Origin of the sequence: Polaribacter sp. Hel_I_88, from assembly GCF_000687935.1 — a bacterium.
Lineage (GTDB): Bacteria > Bacteroidota > Bacteroidia > Flavobacteriales > Flavobacteriaceae > Polaribacter.
This window is the reverse complement of the sequence record NZ_JHZZ01000001.1, coordinates 2,966,595-2,982,832: the sequence shown is the minus strand read 5'-3', so window position 1 is coordinate 2,982,832 and position 16,238 is coordinate 2,966,595. Positions and strand designations below refer to the sequence as shown.

Annotated in this window: 15 protein-coding genes; 12 read left to right on the top strand and 3 right to left on the bottom strand. The window is 28.8% G+C overall.

Features of this window, described 5'->3' with window-relative positions:
* The first annotated feature begins 577 nt into the window (after positions 1-577).
* The 3 genes from P161_RS0113190 (at position 578) to P161_RS0113180 (ending at position 3,362) form a co-directional block, all read left to right on the top strand.
* On the top strand, positions 578-1,816 hold the full coding sequence (locus P161_RS0113190; RefSeq protein ID WP_026777409.1) for a nitrate/nitrite transporter: 1,239 nt from the start codon (positions 578-580) through the stop codon (positions 1,814-1,816).
* Entirely contained in the window at positions 1,813-2,814 is a 1,002-nt protein-coding gene (gene mgrA / locus P161_RS0113185) for an L-glyceraldehyde 3-phosphate reductase (protein ID WP_026777408.1), read from the top strand. The genes P161_RS0113190 and mgrA overlap by 4 nt, the downstream gene beginning before the upstream one ends.
* Before the next feature lie 95 nt (positions 2,815-2,909).
* A complete protein-coding gene (locus P161_RS0113180) occupies positions 2,910-3,362 on the top strand; it encodes a DUF4199 domain-containing protein (RefSeq protein WP_026777407.1) in 453 nt (150 codons plus the stop codon).
* A gap of 68 nt (positions 3,363-3,430) precedes the next feature.
* On the opposite strand, the gene P161_RS0113175 is transcribed toward P161_RS0113180, so the two are convergent.
* Positions 3,431-4,297 carry a flagellar motor protein MotB gene (locus tag P161_RS0113175; RefSeq protein WP_026777406.1) on the bottom strand — a complete coding sequence of 289 codons (867 nt, stop codon included), beginning with the start codon at positions 4,295-4,297 and terminating at the stop codon, positions 3,431-3,433.
* 161 nt (positions 4,298-4,458) lie between these two features.
* On the bottom strand, positions 4,459-7,158 hold the full coding sequence (locus P161_RS0113170) for a valine--tRNA ligase (RefSeq protein WP_026777405.1): 2,700 nt from the start codon (positions 7,156-7,158) through the stop codon (positions 4,459-4,461).
* A 280-nt stretch (positions 7,159-7,438) separates the two neighbouring features.
* Between P161_RS0113170 and P161_RS0113165 the strand changes: the two genes are divergently transcribed.
* Positions 7,439-7,801, top strand: a complete 363-nt coding sequence (locus P161_RS0113165; RefSeq protein ID WP_026777404.1) for a DUF1573 domain-containing protein — start codon at positions 7,439-7,441, stop codon at positions 7,799-7,801.
* A 1-nt stretch (position 7,802) separates the two neighbouring features.
* Positions 7,803-8,210, top strand: coding sequence for a DUF1573 domain-containing protein (locus P161_RS0113160; RefSeq protein ID WP_026777403.1), 408 nt, complete (start codon positions 7,803-7,805; stop codon positions 8,208-8,210).
* A 2-nt stretch (positions 8,211-8,212) separates the two neighbouring features.
* On the opposite strand, the gene P161_RS0113155 is transcribed toward P161_RS0113160, so the two are convergent.
* Positions 8,213-9,553, bottom strand: coding sequence for a retropepsin-like aspartic protease (locus tag P161_RS0113155; RefSeq protein ID WP_231494745.1), 1,341 nt, complete (start codon positions 9,551-9,553; stop codon positions 8,213-8,215).
* 156 nt (positions 9,554-9,709) lie between these two features.
* Here P161_RS0113155 and P161_RS0113150 point away from each other — a divergent pair, with 156 nt between their 5' ends.
* The 7 genes from P161_RS0113150 to P161_RS0113120 all read left to right on the top strand — a co-directional run bounded on the left by P161_RS0113150 (position 9,710) and on the right by P161_RS0113120 (position 16,198).
* Complete coding sequence (locus P161_RS0113150) at positions 9,710-10,900, top strand: pyridoxal phosphate-dependent aminotransferase (RefSeq protein WP_026777401.1); 1,191 nt, start codon at positions 9,710-9,712, stop codon at positions 10,898-10,900.
* Between the two features lie 94 nt (positions 10,901-10,994).
* Positions 10,995-11,846: a hypothetical protein gene (locus P161_RS0113145; RefSeq protein WP_026777400.1), complete on the top strand. Its 852-nt coding sequence runs from the start codon at positions 10,995-10,997 to the stop codon at positions 11,844-11,846.
* Between the two features lie 210 nt (positions 11,847-12,056).
* On the top strand, positions 12,057-12,515 hold the full coding sequence (locus P161_RS0113140) for a helix-turn-helix domain-containing protein (protein ID WP_026775760.1): 459 nt from the start codon (positions 12,057-12,059) through the stop codon (positions 12,513-12,515).
* On the top strand, positions 12,443-13,309 hold the full coding sequence (locus tag P161_RS0113135; protein WP_036841220.1) for an IS3 family transposase: 867 nt from the start codon (positions 12,443-12,445) through the stop codon (positions 13,307-13,309). Before P161_RS0113140 ends, P161_RS0113135 begins: the two co-directional genes overlap by 73 nt.
* Before the next feature lie 108 nt (positions 13,310-13,417).
* A complete protein-coding gene (locus tag P161_RS0113130) occupies positions 13,418-14,233 on the top strand; it encodes a DUF695 domain-containing protein (RefSeq protein WP_026777399.1) in 816 nt (271 codons plus the stop codon).
* A gap of 137 nt (positions 14,234-14,370) precedes the next feature.
* Positions 14,371-15,426, top strand: coding sequence for a UDP-N-acetylmuramate dehydrogenase (gene murB / locus P161_RS0113125; protein WP_026777398.1), 1,056 nt, complete (start codon positions 14,371-14,373; stop codon positions 15,424-15,426).
* Between the two features lie 184 nt (positions 15,427-15,610).
* On the top strand, positions 15,611-16,198 hold the full coding sequence (locus P161_RS0113120) for a hypothetical protein (protein WP_026777397.1): 588 nt from the start codon (positions 15,611-15,613) through the stop codon (positions 16,196-16,198).
* Positions 16,199-16,238 lie beyond the last annotated feature (40 nt).

The window sequence follows — 16,238 nt, the reverse complement described above, 5'->3', positions numbered from 1 at the left end:
GGTAAATTTTCTACTCATGAAGAAGTAATGTTAAAAGTAAAAAAACGTTTTTTACTTTAAATATAAAAAGATGTTTTTAGTTCAAGTGAAATTTCTTTTTTAAAATTTTGCATCAAGAACTTTGTAATTTCGCTCCTATGGAGCTTTTTATATTTAATTTTAATTCATTATTTTATTAATATTAAGCTCCTATGGAGCTAAAAAATCCCATAGGGATGAAATATTAATAGAAATAGTTTAATTAAAACTAATTTAGCCCTATAAGGGCGATATATTAAATATCAGCTTAATTAATAAATGTTTTAAATTTCATAAACTCAAAAAATCCCCTTATTGAAATGAAATAATTCTAAAAGTAAAAAGAAGGTTTTTATATCAACAATAAACGATATTGTCAGTTCGAGTGAAATTTCTTCTTCAGAAATTTTGTTCCCGAAATTTCGGGAGAGAACATTGCAATGTTATTTCAAATTTCCAATTTTATTTTTTAATTAACTTACTTAAATCTTCTAAAAATAGTTTCGTACATTTAAACTCTAATCAAATCAATTTGCCAAAACAATCAAAAATATCTGCAATGTTTGCCTTAATTATTGCAGGCGAAGCTATCTTTTTATTGCCCTTTATATTGATGCGCGTTTTTAAACCCGTAATTAGAGAAGCTTTTTTAATTTCTGATGCTCAAATTGGAGAAGCGCAAGCTTTATATGGCATCACAGCAGTTATTTCTTATTTTTTTGGTGGTTTTATTGCTGATAAATTCGAACCTCGAAAATTACTTTCTTTATCACTTTTATTAACGGCTTTTGGCGGTTTTTGGTTGACTACAATTCCATCGATATTTACCTTGAAACTATTATATCCTTTTTGGGGAGTTTCTACCATTTTACTGTTTTGGGCTTCTTTAATCAAAGCAACCAGACAATGGGGAAATGAAAATAATCAAGGTTTATCTTTTGGCTTGTTAGATGGTGGAAGAGGCTTTTTTGCAGCAACCATTGCTTTGTCTGGAGCTGGAATTTTAACCTTCTTTTTTCCACAAAAAGGAGAAGAAATCACTTTTGAAAACAAAGTTGAAACATTACAATATATTATTGGTTCAATTACTTTTATTGTGTTTTTAATTGCGTTTTTAGTTTGGAAAGTAATTCCGAAGGAAAAAACAGCTTCCACTATTCATGAGAATGACAATAATGAGTTTCAATTCAATTTTAAAGAAGCATTTTTGTTGATGAAACAAAAAAAAGTAATATTTCACTCATTGATTATATTTTGTGCTTATTGTTCTTATAAGTTAACAGGCGTTTATGGAACGTATGCCAAAGATGTTTGGAATTATAGTCTGGAAGAAGCAACTTATTTTGCAGTTTTTATTCAATATTTAAGACCTATTGCAGCCATTTCTATTGGGTATATTGCTGATAAATTTATTCCCTCTAAACTGCTTATTCCTAGTTTTTCTTTTTTAATTTTGGCATCTGTACTATTAGGTTTTGGATTTTTTGAACATCAACCTATAATTTTATCGTTTACGGTTTTTGTATTGATGGCATTTGGTACGTATTCTTTAAGAGGTTTGTATTTTGCCATTATTGAAGAAACAAAAACACCTTTGCAACTTACAGGAACGTTAGTAGGAATTATTTCTGTAGTTGGTTTTACACCAGACATATTTATGTCCTTATTTAATGGATATATGTTGGGCGAAAATCCTACAATATTAGAATATCAACATTTATTTACAACCTTTACAATTATACCTATTGTTGGTTTATTAGCAGCTTTGGGTTTTCGAAAAAGTATATCAAAATTATGAGTAAAAAAGACAACTATATAGCTGATGAAAATCGCTATGAAAAAATGAATTATAGAAGAACTGGAAATAGTGGCTTGCTTTTACCCGAACTTTCACTAGGTTTATGGCATAATTTCGGAAATGAAGATGATTTTGAAAATCAAAGGAATCTATTAAAATGTGCTTTTGATAACGGAATTACCCATTTTGATTTGGCAAATAATTATGGACCTCCTCCAGGTTCTGCAGAAAAAAACTTCGGTAAAATCTTAAAAAAAGATTTCAAAAATTATAGAGATGAATTGATAATTTCGTCAAAAGCGGGTTATGGAATGTGGGCTGGACCTTATGGAGATTTGGGTTCTAAAAAGTTTTTGGTTGCCAGTTTAGATCAAAGTTTAAAACGAATGGGTTTGGATTATGTTGATATTTTTTATCATCATAGACCCGATTATGACACACCTTTAGAAGAAACCATGGGCACTTTAGATTTGATGGTAAGACAAGGAAAAGCCTTGTATGTTGGTTTGTCAAATTATCAACCAGAAAGAGCTGAAGATGCATTTAAAATATTAAAAGAGTTAGGAACTCCGTGTTTAATTCATCAACCAAATTATAGTTTATTTAATAGATGGATTGAAGATGGTTTGTTAGATTTATTAGGAAAATCGAGCATTGGTGCCATCTGTTTTTCGCCTTTAGCACAAGGAATGCTAACCAATAAATATATAAATGGATTGCCAAAAGATTCAAGAGCTGTAAAAGATAGCCCATTTTTAAACGCTGAAAATGTTCAAAAAATGTTGCCAAAAATTAAAGCATTGAATGAAATCGCTAAAAACAGAAATCAGAATTTGGCACAAATGGCAATTTCTTGGATTTTAAAAGATGATAGAATTACCTCTGTTTTAATTGGCGCAAGTAAAACCGAACAAATTTTAGATAGTGTTAAGGCTATTGAAAACACTACTTTTTCTGAGGAGGAATTAACGAAAATAGAAAACGTTTTAGGAAACTAACAACTTGAACAATAAAAAGTTTTAAATTTTATTTAAGAGTTTATTAAGATGATTTTCTTAAATTTGTTTAGATATTAACCAAAAAAAATAAACAAATGTCACAAAGAAAAATTATAATAAAAAACGCCTTATTAATCGTTTTAATGATTAGTGGGTTCTTTTTTTTAAGTAAATTATTAGGACAGGAAGATAATCCTTATTTAAGATTTTTAAACATTGTTTTTGTAATTTTAGGAATAAGACAAGCCGTTAAAGAAAGTATCGCAAAAAATGGCGTTACTAATTATGGCTTAAATTTTGGCTCTGCATTTGCAACAGGCGCATTAAGTGTATTAATTTCTTCTGTAGGTGTGTTGCTTTATATAGAATTTATAAGTCCTGAATTTTTAGACTTAATGAACAACAACTTTTTAATTGGTGGAGATTTAGACGTTTTTGAAGTATTTTTCTCTTTAATGATAGAAGGTTTAGCTTCTTCAATTGTTGGTGCTTTAATTGTAATGCAATTTTTTAAGAATCATGATAAGAGTGACACAAAAGCATCATAACTAATTATATTTCATAAAAAAAGCTCCAAACTGGAGCTTTTTTTATGTTTTTAATATTTAATTTAATGTTATTCAATAACACCTTCATCTGTTAAAAGAGAAAAGAATTTATCTAGATTTGGCAAAATCACAATACGTGTTCTTCTATTTCTTGCTCTATTTTTGTTTGAAGTATTTTCAACCAAAGGCATTGTAGAACCTCTACCAGCAGCAATTAATCTTTTACCTTCTACTTTGTATTTATCTTCCAAAAGTCTAATAATTGATGTTGCTCTTTTTACACTCAAATCCCAATTGTCTTGCACAACTGCATTGTTTATAGTTCTAGAATCTGTGTGCCCTTCAATCATTACATCCATACTTGGTTCAGATTTTATAACTTTTGCTAATTTTTCTAACAAAGGATACGCACCTCTTTTTACACTATAACTTGCTGTATTAAAAAGCAATTTATCAGATACAGAAATCATCACTACAGTTTGATCTATATTTATTTCAATATCATCGGAATTTTCCAAATCTGAAGTATCAATAGATTTTTTTAAATTATAAGATACTGCAATATTTAATGAATCTTTTAGTGTAGTAGCATTTGCTAAAATAGCTGGATCTACTTTTGCTAATGTTTCCAACATTTTTTCTTTTGTTCTTTTAGATATTACTGCAGTATTCCCAACCATATCTAATTTTACTTCATTTTCTCTTTGCAAAGAAACGTTATCACTTTTTAAAGAATTTATTTTATCGTTGTAAGAAACAACACGTTCTTCAATTTTTGCAAATTTAGCTTCCAAAGCTTCTTTCTCTAAAGTTGTTTTTTGGAGGGTTCCTTTTGTATTTGTATGTCTTTCTTCTAATTCAACATATTTCTTTTTTGAAACACATGAAGTTGTCATCATTGCTAAAATAGCAACTGGAATCATAAGTTTTTTCATAATTAATGTTTTATAGTTACTTCTATAAACTAATATTAAAGAGCGATATTCTTTGAGAAGATTCTTTTTTTGATTTCTTTAACGTTATAAGTTAAAAAAACCACAAGAATTGACTCTTATGGTTTTTTAAAACTTATTATGTAAAAAGTGTTAGTTCAAAATTATTTTAAAGAATTTAAACTTCCAATAATTGTTTGAATTTTAGCCAACGTATCAGATTCTTTTTTGCGTTCTAATTCCAAAACTTTTTCTGGTGCATTCGCCACAAAACGTTCGTTTGCTAATTTCTTTTGAATTCCTACTAAAAAGCCTTGTGCTCTTTTTAATTCTGCTGATAATTTCTCAATTTCTGCTTCAACATCTATATTTTCTAAAGATATTGGCACAAAGTATTCATTAGATTTTACTCTAAAAGAAGCGCCTTCTACTTTTTCTGTAACCGTTTTTATACTTGAAGTATTCGTCAATTTTTGAATAACAACATCAAAGTCTTTTGGATTTTGTTCTGCATCAATTACAAACAATTCAATGGCATCTTTAAAGGCAATATTTTTATCTTTTCTGATGGTTCTAATGCCAGAAATTACATCCGAAGCAAAATCAAAATCTGCAATTATTTGAGTATCAAAATCTTTTATTACAGGATATTTTGCAATAATTAAAGCTTCTTCTGGAGTTCTATCAGCAATAAATTGCCAAATTTCTTCTGTTAAAAATGGCATAAAAGGATGCAACACTTTTAAGTTATTTTCTAAAACCTCAATAGTGGCATCAAACGTAATTTTATCAATGGGTTGTTGATATGCAGGTTTTACAATTTCTAATAACCAAGAAGAAAAATCGTCATTGATTAATTTATAAATTGCCATTAAAGCATCAGATAACCTGTATTTAGAAAAATGATCTTCTATTTCTGCCAATGCTTTTTGAAACTTAGCTTCATACCATTCCAAACCAATTTTTGCAGTTGCTGGTTGTGGTAAACTCGCATCTACTTCCCAACCTTTTATCAATCGAAAGGCATTCCAAATTTTGTTCGCAAAACCTTTTCCTTGCTGACATAAATCTTCATCGAATAAAATATCATTTCCTGCTGGCGCACTTAATAAAAGTCCTACTCTTACTCCATCAGCACCAAACTCTTCTATCAATTTTAAAGCATCAGGAGAGTTCCCTAAAGATTTAGACATTTTTCGTCTTTGTTTGTCTCTAACCAAACCAGTTAAATACACATTTTCGAAAGGTCTTGCATCTTTGTATTCATACCCAGCAACAATCATTCTAGCTACCCAGAAAAATAAAATATCGGGTCCAGTTACTAAATCGTTTGTTGGGTAATAGTATTTAATTTCTTCGTTTTCTGGATTTCTAATTCCGTCAAAAACACTCATTGGCCACAACCAGGAAGAGAACCAAGTATCTAATGCATCTTCATCCTGCTTTAAGTCAGAAGTTTGAAGTTGGGAGTTTGAAGTTTTCTTTTTCGCAAGTTCAAGAGCAGTTTCAATATCTTCTGCAACTACAAAATCTTCTTTTCGATCTCCATAAAAATAAGCAGGAATTTGTTGTCCCCACCAAAGTTGACGAGAAATATTCCAATCACGTACATTTTCCATCCAATGTCTGTAAGTATTTTCAAACTTTTTTGGATATAAATTCACTTCAGCATTATCACCTAAAACAGCATCAATAGCAGGTTTTGCCAACTCTTCCATTTTTAAAAACCATTGATCTGACAATCTTGGTTCAATAACGGCTTTTGTTCTTTCTGAAGTTCCAACTTTATTGGTATGCACTTCAGTTTTTACTAAAATCCCTTTTTCTTCTAATTCTTGAGCAATTTCCTTACGAACAACAAACCTGTCCTTTCCTTGATAATGCAAACCAAAAGAATTCAAAGAAGCATCGTCATTAAAAATATCGATAACTTCAAGATTGTGTTTATCACCTAAATTTTTATCATTTTCATCATGAGCTGGTGTAACTTTTAAACAACCTGTTCCAAACTCTAAGTCAACATATTCATCTTCAATAATTGGGATAATTCTTCCACAAAGTGGCACAATTGCTTTCTTCCCTTTTAAATGCGTAAAACGCTCATCATTTGGGTTGATACAAATTGCAGTATCTCCAAAAATGGTTTCTGGACGAGTTGTAGCGATTGTTAAAAAGGCCTCCTCTAACTCCTCCAAAGGAGGAGAACTCTCACTGTTGCTTTGAGAAACTTTTTCATTTTCCTCTGAAAGGATTTTATACTTTAAATAGTATAAATTACCTTGTCTTTCTTCATGAATTACTTCTTCATCAGAAAGTGTAGTTTTTGCTTCAGGATCCCAATTTACCATTCTGTAACCTCTGTAAATTAGCCCCTTGTTGTATAAATCAACAAAAACTTTAATGACAGATTCAGACATTTCTGGATCCATAGTAAACTTGGTTCTTTCCCAATCGCAAGAAGCTCCTAACTTTTTAAGTTGTTCCAAAATTTTTCCTCCATATTCGTCTTTCCAATCAAAAGCATGTTGCAAGAATTCAGCTCTAGTTAAATCGTTTTTAGAAATACCTTGCTCTTTTAATTTTGCTACAACTTTTGCTTCTGTTGCAATTGATGCATGATCTGTTCCAGGAACCCAACAAGCGTTTTTGCCCAATAATCTTGCTCTACGAACCAAAACATCTTGAATTGTATTGTTCAACATGTGGCCCATGTGCAAAACTCCAGTTACGTTTGGAGGTGGAATTACAATGGTATAAGATTCTTTGGTGTGATCTACTTCCGAATGAAAATAGTTATTTTTAAGCCAATAAGCATACCACTTATCTTCTACCTTACTTGCATCATATTTAGATGGAATTGCCATACTTTGGAATAATTTTTGAATATAGTTCGCAAAAATACAATTCTCTTTTTTGTAGAGGAAATGTGAGGTTGATTATTTTAGGATAGAATTACACTTTTTATTTTGCAAATATCATCTAAAAATTAGCCACGAATTCACGAATTTTATAAACCTTTGGTTTCTATTTGTGAAATCATCTATTATCTTTTTTAAAATAATTAATTCGTGTATTCGTGGCTTAAAACTAAGTATGATTTTGTACTTTTTAATCTGTATCATTTTAAATTTGTAAATTTGTAGTATGAAAAAATTATTTCTTTTTGTTTTAGGGTTTTTATTTTCAATGGCGATTTCTGCTCAGGAATTCAAATTTGAAAAGGAAACTATTAATTACGGAAAAATTAAAAAAAATGCAGATGGCAAACGTATTTTTAAATTCACGAATGTTGGTGATGCTCCAATCATAATAAAAGAAATAAAAACTTCTTGCGATTGTACTGTGCCAGAAAAACCAGAGAAACCAATTATGCCAGGAGAAGAAGCAACCATTACAGTTTCTTATGATACTGCAACTGTTGGTGGTTTTTCTAAAGAAATTATTATTTTCTCAAATGCAAAAACATCACCCAAAAAAATTAAAATTAAAGGTTTTATAATTGATTAATATGAAAACGATACTTGCTTTATTTTTTATAGGATTTTTCAATTTTGCTATCAATGCTCAAGAATTTAAGTTTGATAAAACCACGATTGATTATGGTAAAATTGATAAAAATGCTAATGGCGTAAGAACCTTTACATTTACCAATATTGGCGATCAACCACTAATTATAAAAGATATTAAATCTACTTGTGGTTGCACGATTCCTGAAAAACCAGAAAAGCCAATATTACCAAACGAAAAAGGAACCATAAAAGTTTCTTATAACACCAAAATTATTGGCGGATTTTCTAAATCGATCACCATATTATCAAATGCAAAAAACGAAAGAACAGTTCTTAAAATTAAAGGTTTTGTATACAATGGTGTTTCGTTAGAAAAAGAAAAAAGCATGCTTTCTAACGATCATTAATTTTAAATTTTAGCTTCTAACCGAAATTGAAACTTCATTGCAACTCCTTTTCTTTCTATTAACATTTTAATTTTTCTACCTTTTTTTTGTTTGAATAAATTGATGATTTGTCCTAAGGTGTAATCATAAGACGATTTGCCATTAATTTTTAAAATAATATCGTCTTTTAAAATGCCTGCTTTTCCTCCTGGAGATTCTTTTACAACAGAATTAATTTTATAAGTTGGTTTAAACTTGTATGAAAAACTTGTTATAAAACTAATCGAATTGTTAGGGTTTGCTTTTTGTTGATAGCTATCTGAAAAAGTGTTGATGTCTTTTTCCTTTACCAGTTTTGCACCACTATAAATTACTTCTAAACCACTCATATTATAATTAAAACCTTTTTTTAAAGAACTATTTTTTTTGAGTGTAATTTTTCTGTTTGGGTAATCGAACCAAACTACAAACCTTTTTAAAACGGCTGCTCCAATACTGCCATTTCTTTCTTTAAAGCTTATTGCATTGTTGGTAGAAAGAGAATCTAAAAAGGAAACTGTTGGCTTTTCTAACTCAAAAGATTTCAACTTAATTTTAGGTATTCTACTTCTATTTCCATAAACAAGACCACTTAAGCCTTCCCCTAAAATATCTGTAAAAAAGCGATTTGGCGTTTGAATAACATCTTTGGTATCCTCAAAAAGCCAAAGAGCATCACTACCTCCAGTATCTATTAAAAGTTTTACATCCGTTAAAGAGTTCCCAACAGTATCTAACTGAACTTGTGCATCTATATATGGTTTTCTTCTGTAAAAAGTTAAAGGGAAAACTTCGCACTTTCTACATTTTTTAGCCTTGTAATTTTCTGGTTTATAAAAAACTATTTTTTTAGCCTTATAATTAATTTTAACAACAAAATTCTTTAGCAAATTATACCCAACAATACCATGAATGGTAATGCCCATTTTTGCAGATAAATCTAAATAATCTTCAACAATTACAAATAAAGTTTCGTTGGAACTTGTTAGCCCTTTTAGGTTTACCGTATTTTTTTTTGATAATAAAGCTTCCACAGGATTTCCATTTCCTAAGCCTTGTAAGCTTACTTTTTCAACATTATTTAAACCAATGCTATCATTTTTTGTAATGTTAAAAAGAATTGTTTTATTTACACCAGAATCTAAAATAAAAGACAATGTTCTACCATTTATTTCTAAAGGAATTATAATTAAATTATTAATAAATTTAAAACTAACTCGTTGTTTCGTTTTTGTTTTGTCCAAAAACTCAAAACCTTCTTGGCAGTTTACATCCAAAGAAAAAATACACATTAGTAGTATAATAAAAAGTACTGTTTTTTTCAAAAAAATATTTTTTTTAGGATGATAAGAAAGATACAAATTAAGTTTCATTTCAATTTATTTTTAGCAAACTTTTAACCTTTTAAAGAATCTGAAATTAAATCGCTTTTCTAAAATATATTTCGGAAATTTGCGTATAAATTTAAAACAAATAATCGTATGCCTACAATATCTATAAAAGGAAATCAAATGCCAGAATCGCCAATAAGAAAATTGGTACCTTATGCTGAAGATGCGAAAAAAAGAGGCGTTAAAGTATACCATTTAAATATTGGTCAGCCAGATATTAAAACACCACAAGTTGCTTTAGATGCTGTTAAAAACAACAATATCGAAACCCTATCCTATGCACGTTCTGAAGGTTCGGAAGAATATAGAGTTAAACTATCTAAATACTATAGAAACAATAACATTAACGTAACTGAAGATAATATTATTGTAACCACAGGTGGTTCTGAAGCGTTGTTTTTTACCATGGGAAGCATTGCAGATGCTGGTGATGAAATAATAATTCCTGAGCCTTTTTATGCAAATTATAATGGATTTTCTACAGCTTCTGGAGTAACAGTTGTTCCTGTAACTTCTAGCATAGATGATAACTTTGCACTTCCTAAAATTGAAGAATTCGAAAAATTAATCACCAAAAAAACGAAGGCAATTTTAATTTGTAATCCAGGAAATCCGACTGGGTATTTATATTCAAAAGAAGAAATTCAAAAATTAAAAGAAATTGTTTTAAAACACGATTTATTTTTAATTGCGGATGAAGTTTACCGAGAATTTGCTTATGATGGTTTAGAGCACACCTCTGTACTTTCTTTAGAAGGTTTAGAGCAAAATGCCATTGTTGTAGATTCCGTTTCTAAACGTTACAGCATGTGTGGAGCAAGAATTGGTTGTATTGTTTCTAAAAACCCAGACTTTATAAAAACAGCTGTTAAATTTGCACAAGCAAGATTAAGTCCACCTACATATGCATTACTTGCAAGTGAAGCTGCTTTAGATACACCACAAAGTTATTTTGATGATGTAAAAGCAGAATATGTAGAACGTAGAAATACGTTAATAACTGAATTAGAGAAAATTGATGGCGTAAAAGTTGCCAAGCCAAAAGGTGCTTTTTATTGTGTTGCGCAATTACCTGTTGCAGACACAGATGCTTTTGCTCAATGGTTATTAGAAGATTTTAATTTGAATAACGAAACTGTAATGGTTGCCCCTGCAAGTGGCTTTTACTCAACTCCAGGTGAAGGAAAAAATCAAATTAGAATGGCCTACGTTTTGAACCAAAAAGACTTGATAAAATCTGTTGAGATTTTAAAAGAAGCTTTAAAGGTTTATAAAGAGTAGTTTATACATAATTACTATTTAAGAAAATAACATATCCCGTAATTTTTGCGGGATATGTGTAATAAAAGTTATTATATAAGGAGTTGCCAGTAATATGAAAAAAACAATAATTTTAGTGATTTTTATATTTTCGTTTTTTAAAACGAATGCTTGTAGTTGTGAAACTCCAAAACCAATTATTGAATTTGAATCATCAGAATTTGTTTTTGAAGGAAAAGTAATTTCTAAAGTCTATGCAAAAGATTCATTAACATACACTATCACTTTCAAAGTTTCAAAATATTATAAAGGAAATAATAATCCAACAGAATTGAAATTCACTTTAAAATCAGAAGGAAAATATACTGGAGAATGGACTTCTTGTGATTGGAATGTAAATAAAAACGAAAATTGGCTTGTCTATGCTTACTATTGGAAAGATAAATTGACTTTTGGCTATTACTGTTCTAACTCAAAACCCATAGGGAAAAGAATTATTTCAGAGAGAGAGCAAAAAATTTTAGACAATGGAAATGAATTTAAAATTGACAAATACACTTTTACGAATTTAGACGGTCATTTTACGAATGCAAAACCTAAAATTAATTTAGACTCAATATTAAATAATTATAAAAATAAAAACTACGGAGAAAAATATAAAGAAAATAGAGTTGATATTGTCGTAGACATAGACAGAAAAGGAAATCTAATATCAGCAAACTTGACTTCTAAAGAACATATGAATATTGAAAACAATGAAGTTATTGATTCAATCTATAATTTAAATAAACCAAAAAATATTGAAATCAGAAAACCTAAAACAAATTTTGAAATAGATATTTTGAAAATTGTAAAAGATTTGAAAGTATGGGAAAGAACTTTTATTGAAGGAACTAAAACATCCGTAAGAATTAGAAAATTTTTACAGTTCTATAAAAAACCGAATGAAATTAAAGTTTATTACTAAAAATACTACTGGCAACACCGTATATAATTTATTGCTGGCTTCTCGCCCACTTACGAAAGTCCTCGCGGACTTTCTTGGTCGTTAATTATTTACTAAATTAGTTGCTTAAAACACGCAACAAACCATATACAAACACGTTGTGTAAAATACCCAGAATGTACTTTCCTGAAATAGGTTGACTAAAAATTCATCAATTATTAATAGTCACTTATGAAAAATCAAAAACAACACTGGCAGAAAAAAAAGTACCAAAAAGTAACTTTAGAAACCAAACTATTCGTCGTTGACCAAATTCAAAATGGTCAGATTTCAACAAACTTTGCTTCCAAAAAATATGATGTTCCTAGAACTACTATTGGTTATTGGATTAAAAAATACAGTACTTTAGTGCAACAAAACACTGGTATGAGTAAAAACGATGAAATTAAAAAATTAAAGGAACGTATTGAAGAGTTGGAGTTTGTAAAAGACTTTCAACAAGACATTATTGCTGATATGGAAATCATTACAGGGGTCGATTTGGCAAAAAAGTCATTGCCCAAAACATTAGCAAAAGAGATAGAACTAAAAAAGAAAAACATTTTAAAACAAAATGGATCTATCAATGTTTTGGGATTAGCAAACAAGCCTACTACAAAAGACTTAAAACACAAAAAATCAAACAAATAAACGATACCAAAATTATTAAAATGGTTAAAAACTACCGTAAAAAGGTAGGTCAAAAAACGGGTGGTATCAAACTATATGCTGAACTTAAACAAGACTTTATTAACCAAGAAATTAAAATAGGAAGAGACAAGTTGTATGACGTTTTAAGGCTTCATAATTTACTGGTACCCAAACTCAAAAACTACGTGACAACAACCAACTCTAATCACCTGTTTAGAAAATATAAAAACCTAATTAAAGACCAAGTGCCAACTAGACCAGAACAGCTCTGGGTAAGCGATATAACCTATATTAAAACAGATAATGGACATAACTATTTAGCAATTGTTACAGACGCCTATTCCAAGCAAATTATGGGATATAATCTAGATAATCATATGAAAACTTCTCTCTGTACAAAAGCGCTTCAAATGGCTATTAAAAACAGAAAATACCCTAATAAAAAACTCATTCATCACTCAGATAGAGGTTTTCAATACTGTAATCCAAAATACACTCAATTTGCTGAAAATAATGGAATTATTATGAGTATGACAGAACAATACGACCCTTATGAAAATGCAATCGCAGAAAGAATAAACAGAACTTTGAAATATGAATATGGTCTTAAAAATTGCATTAAAAATACAGAGATTGCTCAAAAAACTGCGAATCAAGCTGTGCATATTTACAACAATTTAAGAACCCATTTTAGCTTAGATTTAAGAAAACCAGCTGAAGTACACCTAAACCCAAATATCAAATACAAATCATATCGAAAAAATAAACTAAATTTGACTGAACTTAAAATTTAAACTAATAGCAGTTCAAATTATTTTTTGCCTTCTAAACGGCTAAAAAAAATAATTTGGACGGGATAATTTAAACTAAAAAAAGGTCAACCTATTTCAGTATAATACAGAATGAAAAAACTAACGCTAATTTTAATAGCTTTTATTACCTCTTTTTTAAACTCTCAATCAAAAAAGGAAAGTTGGGAGACATATATTGCTACATATGAAAAAAGTAAACCAGGTTCAACTACTGTTAGAATGGATTTAATAAATTCAGTTCCTAATAAGGAATTTGAATATGTATTAGTTACAGGAATAAAATATGAAAGTAAAAGAGAAGATGGTTTTCCTGAAAAACAAACTTTTGACAAGCTATATAAAGTAACTGATGGAATAATTGAAATATTGAATAAGAATTGTAAAAACATTATTGTAGGTTCATTTACTTACGATTATGAAAGACTTGATTACTTTTATTTGCAATCTGAAAACGGAATAAAAGAAAAGCTTGAAAATTTTTACAAACGGAATTTTCCAAAAGAAAAATATTATATAAATCTAATAAAAGACACCAACTGGAAATATTACAGAGAATTTCTTTATCCAAATGAGGAAACCATAAATTATATAGAAGACGAAAAAGTCGTTCGTCAATTAATTCAAGCTGGTGATAAACTAAAAAAAGAACGACAAGTTGATCATTGGGTCTACTTTTCCAAAAAGGAAAATTTAAGTTTATTTAGAAAAGAAATTGAAAAACTAAATTTCAAAATTAAAAGTCAGAATGAAAAGGCATCTCTTGAAAGACCTTTTGAAATTAGAATTTGGAAAGTTCATAAAGTAGATTTGAATTCAGTTAATCTAATTACAAATCAATTGAGAGAATTAGCTAAAAAATATAATGGAGATTACGACGGATGGGAAACGTCAGTTGAAAAAGAATAAATACTTTACACAACATCCGAATATAACTAATTTATTATAATACGTAGTTGAATACTATTACAATAAGTTTTTTTAATTTTACCAAACCTAACTTCACAAAAAAAATACATTAAAAGGTTTATTTTTAACCATCGCAAATGAACATCCAACAAAACATATCTTTAAAAAACTATAATACTTTTGGTATAAACGTAACTGCAAAACGTTTTATTACTGTTGATTCAGTGTATCAATTACAACAATTGTTAAAAGTTGAAAAAGACATTTTTTTAATTTCTGGTGGCAGTAATATGTTACTCACAAAAGATATTGAAAAATTGGTGGTTCATATTGATATCAAAGGAATTTCTATTGATAAAGAAGATGATAATTTTGTGTACTTAACCGTAAATGCTGGTGAAAATTGGCACGAATTCGTTTTGTTTTGTGTTGATAACGATTATGGAGGCATTGAAAATTTATCTTTAATTCCTGGAAATGTGGGTACTTGTCCAATCCAAAATATTGGTGCATATGGTGTTGAGGTAAAAGACACCATCATAAAAGTGGAAGCTGTAGAAATTGAAAGTCAAAAATTAGTTTCATTTTCAAATGCTGAATGTAATTTTGGGTATCGAAATTCTATTTTTAAGAATGAAGTAAAAGGCAACTATGTAATTACTGCTGTAAGTTTTAAACTGACGAAAAATAGTCATCATTTAAATACTTCTTATGGTGCTATAGAAACTGAATTAGCTGTAAAAAACATCAAAAAACCTTCTTTAAAAGATATTTCTGATGCTGTAATTGCGATTAGAAAATCGAAATTACCAGATCCAAAAGAGATTGGTAATAGTGGTAGTTTTTTTAAAAATCCAGTAATTTCTGAAAAGTTGTTTTTAAAATTACAAAAAGAATATCCAAACATTCCTTGTTATCCTGTTAATTCGAGCCTTTCAACTTTGCTCAAGATAAACTCCTCAGAGAAATCTGAAACCAAAGTTAAAATACCTGCTGGTTGGCTAATAGAAAAAGCTGGTTTTAAAGGAAAACGTTTTGGCAATTATGGTGTACATGAAAAACAAGCCCTAGTTTTGGTAAATTATGGCAATGCAACTGGAAAAGAAATTTATCAATTGGCACAAAAAATACAGCAAACAATTTTAAATCAGTTTCAAATAGAACTAGAAATTGAAGTAAACGTAATTGCATAAAATCTATATTTTTTTTTATAAATTACATTGAATATTCAAGAATAACTTTTATTTTAGAGAACTGAAATTTTAAAGGTATTTAAACCTTGTATTTGGCTTTATTTTTGATTTTAATCAAAATAAAGTCAATTTAATTATAAAAATTTTATGCAATACTATAAGTAAAGAATAAAAAAATAAAAATATGTCGATATCCAATAGAGTAAATGTAGGCTTAGCACTTTCAATAGTTTTTTTGTTGGTTTTTGCTACCAATAGGTTAGATAAAAGACATTTTGATACTGTACAAAATACAGTACTAAGTTTGCATACAGATAGAGTTATTGCACAAGATTTTATCTACAAAATGAATGCTATTATATACAACAAACAACTTTCTATGCTTACAGAAAGCCCTAATAGCGTTAACCATAATTTAAATAGGGATTTTAATCTTTTAATTGAAAAATTTTCTGAAACTAAGCTTACTAAAAAAGAGAATCGAATTTTTGAAAAACTAAAAGTAGATTTTAATAGTTTGATTGATTTAGAAAATGAAAATTCAGATAACAATAATGAAATTATCGAAAACATTAATATCATAAAATTAGATTTAATTGAATTATCTGAAATTCAAATTAATGAGAGTAAAAATTTAACAAGTATCGCTCAAAGATCTTTAGACACAAACAATGTAATGTCTAAATTAGAAATTGCTTTTTTAGTTTTTATAGGTTTAATTATTCAATTTACTATATTTTATAGAGTAAAAAAGTCGAAAAAAACTAATTAAAACATACTGTTCAATAAAATCTTCATCAAAAAAAAACTCT

Coding starts and splice junctions, on each gene's coding strand:
- P161_RS0113170 (WP_026777405.1), bottom strand. CDS start 7,158: ATGGCAATTCCATCTAAATATGATGCAAGTAAGGTAGAAGATAAGTGG.
- P161_RS0113130 (WP_026777399.1), top strand. CDS start 13,418: ATGAAAAAACTAACGCTAATTTTAATAGCTTTTATTACCTCTTTTTTA.
- P161_RS0113165 (WP_026777404.1), top strand. CDS start 7,439: ATGAAAAAATTATTTCTTTTTGTTTTAGGGTTTTTATTTTCAATGGCG.
- P161_RS0113180 (WP_026777407.1), top strand. CDS start 2,910: ATGTCACAAAGAAAAATTATAATAAAAAACGCCTTATTAATCGTTTTA.
- P161_RS0113140 (WP_026775760.1), top strand. CDS start 12,057: ATGAAAAATCAAAAACAACACTGGCAGAAAAAAAAGTACCAAAAAGTA.
- P161_RS0113160 (WP_026777403.1), top strand. CDS start 7,803: ATGAAAACGATACTTGCTTTATTTTTTATAGGATTTTTCAATTTTGCT.
- P161_RS0113145 (WP_026777400.1), top strand. CDS start 10,995: ATGAAAAAAACAATAATTTTAGTGATTTTTATATTTTCGTTTTTTAAA.
- P161_RS0113175 (WP_026777406.1), bottom strand. CDS start 4,297: ATGAAAAAACTTATGATTCCAGTTGCTATTTTAGCAATGATGACAACT.
- P161_RS0113190 (WP_026777409.1), top strand. CDS start 578: ATGTTTGCCTTAATTATTGCAGGCGAAGCTATCTTTTTATTGCCCTTT.
- murB (WP_026777398.1), top strand. CDS start 14,371: ATGAACATCCAACAAAACATATCTTTAAAAAACTATAATACTTTTGGT.
- P161_RS0113150 (WP_026777401.1), top strand. CDS start 9,710: ATGCCTACAATATCTATAAAAGGAAATCAAATGCCAGAATCGCCAATA.
- P161_RS0113120 (WP_026777397.1), top strand. CDS start 15,611: ATGTCGATATCCAATAGAGTAAATGTAGGCTTAGCACTTTCAATAGTT.
- mgrA (WP_026777408.1), top strand. CDS start 1,813: ATGAGTAAAAAAGACAACTATATAGCTGATGAAAATCGCTATGAAAAA.